This window comes from Dietzia sp. SLG310A2-38A2 (genome assembly GCF_014145095.1).
In the GTDB taxonomy this organism is placed as follows: domain Bacteria; phylum Actinomycetota; class Actinomycetes; order Mycobacteriales; family Mycobacteriaceae; genus Dietzia.
On record NZ_JAALDX010000447.1, the window covers coordinates 1 to 8,212 of the forward strand.

General features: G+C 71.1%; 8 protein-coding genes. 1 reads left to right on the forward strand and 7 read right to left on the reverse strand.

The window, feature by feature from the left end:
- The first annotated feature begins 306 nt into the window (after positions 1 to 306).
- The gene (locus tag G6027_RS14780) at positions 307 to 1,020 is read left to right on the forward strand and encodes a GntR family transcriptional regulator (RefSeq protein WP_187702931.1); all 714 of its coding nucleotides are present in this window, start codon (positions 307 to 309) and stop codon (positions 1,018 to 1,020) included.
- A 102-nt stretch (positions 1,021 to 1,122) separates the two neighbouring features.
- On the opposite strand, the gene G6027_RS14785 is transcribed toward G6027_RS14780, so the two are convergent.
- The 7 genes from G6027_RS14785 to G6027_RS14815 form a co-directional block, all read right to left on the reverse strand.
- Positions 1,123 to 1,977 (reverse strand): oxygenase MpaB family protein, encoded by an 855-nt coding sequence (locus G6027_RS14785; RefSeq protein ID WP_346995756.1) that lies wholly within the window; start codon positions 1,975 to 1,977, stop codon positions 1,123 to 1,125.
- A gap of 73 nt (positions 1,978 to 2,050) precedes the next feature.
- Positions 2,051 to 2,608, reverse strand: coding sequence for a hypothetical protein (locus tag G6027_RS14790; protein WP_182637834.1), 558 nt, complete (start codon positions 2,606 to 2,608; stop codon positions 2,051 to 2,053).
- Positions 2,598 to 3,815, reverse strand: coding sequence for an MlaD family protein (locus G6027_RS14795; protein WP_182637835.1), 1,218 nt, complete (start codon positions 3,813 to 3,815; stop codon positions 2,598 to 2,600). Before G6027_RS14795 ends, G6027_RS14790 begins: the two co-directional genes overlap by 11 nt.
- Positions 3,812 to 4,891, reverse strand: a complete 1,080-nt coding sequence (locus G6027_RS14800) for an MlaD family protein (RefSeq protein WP_182637836.1) — start codon at positions 4,889 to 4,891, stop codon at positions 3,812 to 3,814. The genes G6027_RS14795 and G6027_RS14800 overlap by 4 nt, the downstream gene beginning before the upstream one ends.
- 3 nt (positions 4,892 to 4,894) lie before the next feature.
- Entirely contained in the window at positions 4,895 to 5,995 is a 1,101-nt protein-coding gene (locus tag G6027_RS14805) for an MCE family protein (RefSeq protein WP_182637837.1), read from the reverse strand.
- Positions 5,986 to 7,071, reverse strand: coding sequence for an MlaD family protein (locus G6027_RS14810; RefSeq protein WP_182637838.1), 1,086 nt, complete (start codon positions 7,069 to 7,071; stop codon positions 5,986 to 5,988). The genes G6027_RS14805 and G6027_RS14810 overlap by 10 nt, the downstream gene beginning before the upstream one ends.
- Positions 7,068 to 8,114: an MCE family protein gene (locus tag G6027_RS14815; protein ID WP_182637839.1), complete on the reverse strand. Its 1,047-nt coding sequence runs from the start codon at positions 8,112 to 8,114 to the stop codon at positions 7,068 to 7,070. Before G6027_RS14815 ends, G6027_RS14810 begins: the two co-directional genes overlap by 4 nt.
- Positions 8,115 to 8,212 lie beyond the last annotated feature (98 nt).

An 8,212-nucleotide genomic window follows, 5' to 3' on the forward strand; every position in this document is an offset into this window, starting at 1 on the left:
GCGTTGCGGGCACCGGGGCGGTCGAGGGTGACGAGCAGGACGTGGTCGCGGCGCTCGGTGCGGACGGCTGGTCGGGTCTCGGGTGTGGTCATGCCCTCAGTCTCGCGCGGCCCGCCGACCCACGCGGCCGAAACGCCCACCTCCCTCGGGCCCGCGCGGGAGGGGGTGGGCGACCACCGGGATCCGGCAGCGGGGGAGACGCGCTCACCCCTGCTGGGCAATCTCGCCCTCCTCGGATATATTTGATTTCGATTCTCGGCCGAGGTCCCTCGGTCGTTCGTGATCCCCGGAGATGAGGTGGCGGATATGGCCGCAACACGACTCGCGCAGCGTCCGCAACTCTCCGAGGAGGTCGCGGACCACGTCCGGACCCGGATCATGAGCGGCGAGGTACGCCCCGGGGACTTCATCCGGCTGGACGAGACCGCAGCTGCTCTCGGGGTGAGCGTGACCCCGGTGCGCGAGGCCCTGCTGACCCTACGGGGGGAGGGGCTGGTCGATCTGGTCCCGCGACGCGGCTACCTGGTCTCGCCGATGAGCAGGCAGGATGTCGAGGACATCTTCTGGCTGCAGGCCCAGCTGTCCAAGCGGATCGTCGACCGTGCCATCACCCGGTTCGACGAGGCGGCCGTCGACCACCACGCCCGCCTGGTGGAGGACTTCGAGGCGGCGGCCATGATGGGCGATCCGGACCGTGTGGTGAGCGCGCAGTACGCCATCCACCGCTCGATCAACCGGGCGTCCCGGTCGGACAAGCTGTCCCGCTTCCTCAACAACGCGGCCCGCTACATGCCCTACCGGCTCTACGCCGAGGATCCGGACTGGCGGTCCACCGCGCTCGAGGACAACAGGCGGATGCTCGAGGCGCTGCGCACCGGCGACGTGGAGACGGCCCATGCCGTGGTCGACAGGGAGTTCACCAACGGCGCCGAACTGCTCGTCGGGCATCTCCAGCGCGCCGGCGTGTGGGACGAGGAGCGCGACGAGGACCGGGGCGCGACGCTGGTCACGCAGGCGTGACCTGACGACACCACTGGCGCGGACCATTCTCGCGACGCGTTCTCGAGACACCGCAGGCCGGGGCGATGCCGCCCCGGCCTGCGGTGTGCGACACCAGCCGCGTCACATCAACGGGCGACCGGTCCGCAGACGCCACTTCAGATCCAGCAGGAGAACCCGGTAGGTGAGTGTTCGGACCGCATGCGGCAGCAGTCGGTTCACCGCGGCGGTCACCGTCAGGAACTGCTCGAACCGGCGCTGGTCGCGCGGATCCCACGGCAGCCCCAGGGCGTCGCGGAACTCACGGTGCAGGAAGCCGGTGGTCACCCATTTGTTGAGTCGACCGAACAGGGCGGTGGTCGGCTGCGGGAGCATCCGGAGTTCCGTCAGACCCACCAGGTGCTCGCGCACCGACTCGTCGAAGCGGATGCGGGACTTGCCCTCACGCCAGTAGTCGTCGAACTCCGCGCGGGTGGCCGGCCACTGCTCCGCCCGCACCTGGAGAGTCGTTCCCAGCGACGGCGCCGAACGGTAGAAGGCCTCGCGGTCGGCATCGGTCAGGGCGCCGTGCAGCCACTCGAAGGCGTCCTCGAATCCCACGTAGAGACAGGCGGCCACCCACATCTGCAGCTTGGGGTCGATCGCGCTGTACTTGACCGGACTGTCGGGCGTCGAGTGCACCCTTCGGTGGATACGGGTGACCTCCTCGCGGTAGACGCGCTTGTCGTCGTCGCTCCCCAGGGTGGCCACCGCGAGGTACTGGAAGGTCGTCCTGGCCCGTTTGAGCGGCCGCTTGTAGACGTTCCCGGTGTCCACGCGGCTCTCGCGGACGCCCCAGCCCACCTCGGGCCACGACAGTTGCATGATGACGTTCGCGACCCCTCCGGCGGCACCGATCGAGTCGAGCGCGTCGGGGAGAGCGGGAGGCGTGCGGCGCCGGGTCGCGGGGGCGGGATTGCGGTGAAGTTCCGTGATCACGGGATCGTTCTCCTCAGGGAGTCGGTGCTGTTCGGGCTGTCGGGGTGTCAGGCGTTCGGTCTGTGGAAACGGATCAGGCGAGTTCGGCGGAGTCGAGCAGCCAGCGGTTCCCGTCGCGGACCAGGGTCACGACCATCCGGCTGGTGTCGACCCGCCCCTCGGGGACGGTGACGTTGGTGATCTCCTGGTCCAGGAAGAGCAGCACCACGGCGCTGCCGGTGTCGATGGACTCCACGGCCGCGTGCGGGACGGAACCGACCGAGGTCCCCTCTCCGCTGCTGAGCAGTTCGCGCAACCCCTCCGACACCTCGCGGTACCGTTCGGCGAAGTCGGAGGTGGCCTCGGCCGTGACCGCGTCCAGGTTGGCGTCCACGTCGGTGTGGTCGTAGGAGGCCAACTGGACCACCAGCCGCGACGCGTCCTCGGCCGCGCTGCGGCGCAACTCGTCCTCGCGATGGTCCTGCCACACCAGGTAGCCCAGGACCGAGCAGGCCACCAGGAGTACGACCACGATTCCGGCCACAGCGGCGCGCCGGGATCGACCCGGCCGTCTGCTCTCCTCGGGGAGGGTGCTGCCGCCGTTCGTGCTGTCCACGTCGGGGGTGCCGTCGTTCGGGTTCTCAGCCGCCATCGCGCAGTCCTTCCATCATCGCGAGCCAGTGCCCGGCGATCTCTCTGCCGGTGGGTATCAGCAGCGGGTCCCCGGCAACGGCCGGTCCGATCACCGTGCCGGGTTCCGTCGCGGTGGCCAGTCCCTCGGCGTCAGGCCGCGGCGCCGCGCGCGATCCCCGCTGCTCGAGGTTCTCCCCCGGCGGGCAGTACAACCGGAGGTTCGGAGTGGGAGGCGATTCGTCGGCCACGTCCCGCGCCTCGTACGGGTAGACGCACACCGGCCCCTGCGTGGCGACGAGCTGGAAGTCGGCGCGCCCGTCGCGGACGGTGCCCGCCAGCCCCCGCAGTCCGCGTTCACCCTGCGTCAGACCCGCCTCCCACGCGGGCCCGCGATCCCGGAAGACCGGGGTGACGACGAGGGAGTTGGCGAGGAGCCCGGCCGCGGACTCGCGGTTGGTGTCGAGGAGACGCTGCGCCCGCAGCATGGCATCCGGGGAGCGGTCGAGCAGGTAGACGAGGGTGTCCTCCTGCCGGGCCAGTTGTCCGGTGACATCTCGGGCCACCGCGACCGACCCCGAGATGGGGGCGTCCCGGGCGGCGAGCGCCCGCACGGTGAGCAGTCCGTCGTCGACCATCCCGCGGAGTGTGGGCGCCCGCGCCGCGAGCACTGCGGTGAGCCGCGCCGTGTCCTCGAGCATCGCGCCCAGTCGCGGTCCGTTCCCCTCCAGTGCGGTGGCCATGCTGTCGCCGAAGGACTCCAGCGACGCGGGATCGATGGCGCGCAGCGACACCTCGATGTCGGCGATGAGGTCCTCCAACGCCGGGGGTTGCTCGTTCTCGGGGACCGAGAGCTCATCCCCGTCGGCGAGGTAGGGGCCGGAATCGGAGTCAGGGCGCACGTCGAGTCGGTTGTCACCCAACGCCGTGCTGGTCACCACCCGGGCGTGCGCGGCGACAGGGATGCGCACGCCCTCGATGATCCGCAGTCGCAGCTGGACCCCCCGGCCGTCACCGTCGAGCACGGCCTTCTGGACCTCACCCACGTCCACACCGCGGTAGGTCACCCGGACGCCCGGACCGAGTCCCCGCGCGTCCTCCGTGTTCGCCACCACCACGTAGCCGCTGGCCACGTCGGCGTCCTCGCGGACGTACCTGATGCCGTAGCCGATCGCCACCACGGAGACGAGGGCGAAGATCAACGCCTGGATCACGACGAGACGGTTCACGGCGTGCCTCCCACGGGCGGTTGCGCGTCGGGCGGTCCGGATGCGCCCGGGGGCAGGGGCCGGCCGGCGCGCACCTCCCCGCCGGTGCCCAGATGATCGAGGGAACCGGGCAGGTCCAGCGCTCCGTCGAACATCAGGTGATCACCACGGATCGCGGTGTCGAATCGTTCGACGAACAACTGGAGGGCCTCCAGGGTGGGGGCCACCTCGTCGCCGAAGCCCTGCATGTCCTGCAGGAGGACCGTCAGGGTGCGCAGGGAGGGGGCCAGTCGCCCCTCGGTGCCGGTGGTGAACTGCTCGACCAGGACCGTGAGCGCGGCGGCGGTGTCCACCAGTTCGGTGATCGTCTCGCGGCTGCGTGCGGCCTCGGACACGAGCTCTGCGGAGACCTCCAACCCCCGGTCGATGAGGTCCCGTCGCTCGGCCAGCGACTGGTTGACGCGGTCCAGGGCGACGACGGTGCGATCGATGTCGTCCCGATGGGCCTCGTACAGCGCGAGCGCGCGGTCGCCACGGTCGCGGATGCGGTTGATCTGCTCGCCCCGACCGTCCAGGGCCACCGTCAACTCCCTCATCACCGATCCGAGCTGATCGATCCCACTGCCGTTGAGGAGGAGTCCCAGTGCGGCGAGGCTGGACTCGAGGTCGGGACCGACCGCCGTGCGCTCCCGCGGTACCAGCCGGGTGTCCTCGAGCAGCGCCCCGGTCGCCTCCCCGCGGGGCGGGGTGAGGGCGATGAACGGGCTCCCGAGCGCCGTCGGCAGCCGGATCTCGGCGAACACGTCGGCGGGGACGGAGGAGTCGCCCTCGAGTCGCACCCCCACCACGGCGTCCCTTCCGTCGGTCTCCACGACCCGGACGCGCCCCACGAGGCGTTCGCCGTAGCGGACCTCGGCACCGGGGGCCACTCGGTCGGCGCGTTCGAACCGCATCTCGACGTTCGTCGATCCCTCCCCGGCGGACATCCCGAGGGGCACTGCCTGGAGCGCCAACTGCGGGGTGTTCAACGCCACCAGGCCGGCCAACCCCAGCACGACCACTCCGAGGAGGGTCGCGGCGGTACGGGTGAACCTCATCGCTCAGCCACCCCCCGTGATCCGCTCGAGGGCGCCCGCGATGCCCAGGGGGTCGCCCTGCTCCACGGGGAACATCAGCGGATTGGTCAGCCCGGCGCCCGTGCACAGCGGGAGGGGGTGCTCGGCGCACAGCTCACGCCCGCGGGCGAAGTGCGAGATGTTCGAGGAGATGTTCAGCCTGATCCGGGCACGCCCGTCGGGACCGATCGAGTCCCCCAGGTTCTCCATCATCAGCGGGTACAGATCGAGGAACTCGGCGAAGTCGGAGCGATGTCGCGCGAACAGGGCGGTGACCTCACGGGTGGACGCGGTGGTCTCGGTGATGTCCCCGCCCCGTTCCGCCACGATCCGGTCCACCTCGTCGAGGATCGTCCGCAGGTCTTCGGCGGGCGCCGCCACGTCGATGTCGTCCTCCCGGAGTTGACGCCCGAGACTGTCGAGCCCCAGGACGAGCTCGCGCATGGTCTGGTCCCTGCCCCCGGCGGCGTCCATCAACACGGCGAGGTCGGACACGATCGCGTCGAGATCCTCCGCGCGGTCTCCCCCCACCGCCGAGACGGTCGACAGGTCACGGATCGCGCGGCTGAGCGTCTCCCCGCGACCGTCCAGCGCCTGTGCACCGCGGTCGAGCGCGCCGGCGACCTCTCCGGCCCCGGGGGCGAACGCGGAGCTCAACGTGTCCAGGCTCGAGACGAACTCGTCGAAGTCCAGTGGGGCCCGGGTGCGGTCGACCCCGATGACCCCGCCCTCGGGGAACGTCGGCCCCCCGTCGTAGGCGGGGGTGAGCTCGACGAAGCGATCGGCGATCACCGCCGGGTTCATCACCACCGCGCCCACGTCCGCGGGCAGGAGCGTCCCAGGGTCCAGGGACAGATGGACCCGGGCCACCGCACCGGCGGGGTCGACCTTCTCCACGAGGCCGACCTCCACCCCGGAGACCCGCACGTGCGATCCGGCGTAGACGCCGTCGGCGGAACTGAATTCCGCGACGATCCTCACGCGGTCGTGACCCCCTCGCGCCCCCGACAACAGGTAGGCGAGAGTCAGCACGGCCACCAGCACCAGCGCGAGGATCACGGCCACCCTCATCCGAGTCAGTTGCATCCGTCGATCACCCCCAGTGCGCACAGGGCCGAGTCCGGGATCGGCCCGGTGGGCGTCGCGACGTCCGTCCACGGGCCGTTGCCCGTGGCATCGGTGACCGAGCGCAGCCCCGCCGGCATGCGGGTCAGCACCTCGTCCATCACCTCGATGTTCCGTTCGTAGGTCTGGGAGATCGACCGCATGTTGGCCAGGAGCCGGTCCACGTCGTCACCTTCCTCCTCGAGAAGCACCCGCACCCGCGCCGAGAGCTCCTCCAGCGAGGTCACCAACGCGCTGAGCGCCTCCCGGCGCTGGGTGAGGACGGTCACCAGCACCAGGGACTGCGAGGTGAGTGCGCGGATGCTCGCCTCCTGGGAGACCAGGACCCCGGTGACGTCACGGGTGGTGACGACGAGCCGGGACATCCGTTCGTCCTCCCGGGCGAGAACGCCCAGGGCGGCCGACACGTCGTCGACCGCGCGACCGGTGCCCTCGGCGTCCTGAGGCAGCACCCGGTCGAGACCGGCGATCATCGTGCTCACCGCGTCGGTGTCGAGTCCGTCGGCGAGATCGGAGATCGCACCGCCGACGTCGTCGATCATGTAGGGAGACGTGGTCCGCTCGATGCCGATGCGCCGCTCCGGCCCGAGGTCGCCGGCCCCGAGGGGGTCGACGGCGAGGAACCGGTTGCCCAGGATCGACCTGAGTCCGACGGTCGCCGTACTCGCCTCCCCGAGGGATTGACCGCGGTCGAGCCGGAAACCCACGACCGCGTGGGGCCCCTCCAGGGTGAGGAAGTCGACGCGCCCACTGGGGACCCCGGCCACGAGCACGGCGTCTCCCGCCCGCAGACCCCCGGCGTTGTCGAACTCGGCCGTGTAGTGCTCGGTCCGGAGCACGTACCACAGGCGCGGGAGCGCGACGCTGGCCGCGAACACCGCCAGCACGAGGAGGATCGAGACGGCGCCCACCAGGACCGTGTTGCCGCGGCGTCCGTGCCGGGGGTCCCTGGCGAGATCGCGGACGCTCTCCCACAGGACGCTCGCCACCCTCGGAGTGGTGCGGCCCGGCGGGGCGTCGTGTCGGCTGCTGTTCATCGGCACGACCACGAGTTCCGGTATCCGAACAGGCTGGTCTCCCAGTCGTCCCACTTCACGGTGAAGTTGCACATGTACAAGGCGAGGAACCCGCCCTTCTGTCCGGTGGCGTTGACCTCCCGGGCGAAGACCGGCGCCGCGGCCAGGGCCTCGTCGAAGGCCGGCGTGTGGGGGATCCACCCGTCCGTGGTGAGCCGGGCCGCGTCGATGCTCGAGCGCAGATCCGGTTCCGTCTCGCGGAGCATCGCGGTGAGCGTGGCGGTCGAGCGGTCGCCACGCTCGATCAGCAGTGCCAGGTCTCCGCCGTCCCCGTCCGCCAGGGCGCCGGAGACCATGTCCAGGCCGCGGACGAGCCGTTGCAGGTCCTCGCCCCGGTCGGTGAGGGTCTCGTTCAGGGCGATCACGTTGTCCGCCAGCCTCGTGTACACCTCGTCCCTGTCGAGGATGTCCCGGCTGAGCAGCGCCAGCCGCGCGAGCAGGACATCCATCGATCCGGGCTCCCCCTGGAACGCCGCGACGACGGTGCGGGACAGCGAGTTGACCTCGTCGGGTCGGACGGCCTCGAACAACGGCTTGAAACCGTTGACCAGGGCGGTGAGGTCGACCGGCGCGGTGGTGTCCGACAACGGGATCCGGGACCCCTCGGGAAGCGAGGTGGGGCCACCGACCGACGGCCGGCCGTCCTCCGTCGGGTCGAGCGAGAGATACCGGATCCCGAGCATGTCCCCGTAGCGGACGGACGCACGCGCGCCGAGGGTGACGGGGCTGCGCTCGGCGACCTCGAAGTCGACCACGGCGATGACGTCCCCACCCGGGGCGACCTCCCGCTGGACCCCCAGGACCCTGCCCACCCGGACGCCCGCGACGGTCACCTCGGACCCGGGCCCCAGTCCGCCGACGTCGGTGAACTCCGCGGCGTAGACGCGCGCTCCCCAGCCGATCGGCACCCGGAGCGTGTTGACCACCAGGACGGTGCACAGCACCCCGACCAGACAGTAGGCGAAGAGTTGCAGTGCGGGTCCGAGACCGCGGCGGCTGGTCATCGGATCTCCACCTCCGTACCGCGGACGAGCGGGCCCAGCATCGTCCACGCGGCGGCGTCCGGTCCGGCGGTGGCGCCCTCGGGGCCGGGCGGCGGGAC

What these genes read in the sequence shown, in the direction of transcription:
- G6027_RS14815 (WP_182637839.1), bottom strand. Translation starts at nt 8,114, where the DNA reads ATGACCAGCCGCCGCGGTCTCGGACCCGCACTGCAACTCTTCGCCTAC.
- G6027_RS14810 (WP_182637838.1), bottom strand. Translation starts at nt 7,071, where the DNA reads ATGAACAGCAGCCGACACGACGCCCCGCCGGGCCGCACCACTCCGAGG.
- G6027_RS14805 (WP_182637837.1), bottom strand. Translation starts at nt 5,995, where the DNA reads ATGCAACTGACTCGGATGAGGGTGGCCGTGATCCTCGCGCTGGTGCTG.
- G6027_RS14780 (WP_187702931.1), top strand. Translation starts at nt 307, where the DNA reads ATGGCCGCAACACGACTCGCGCAGCGTCCGCAACTCTCCGAGGAGGTC.
- G6027_RS14800 (WP_182637836.1), bottom strand. Translation starts at nt 4,891, where the DNA reads ATGAGGTTCACCCGTACCGCCGCGACCCTCCTCGGAGTGGTCGTGCTG.
- G6027_RS14790 (WP_182637834.1), bottom strand. Translation starts at nt 2,608, where the DNA reads ATGGCGGCTGAGAACCCGAACGACGGCACCCCCGACGTGGACAGCACG.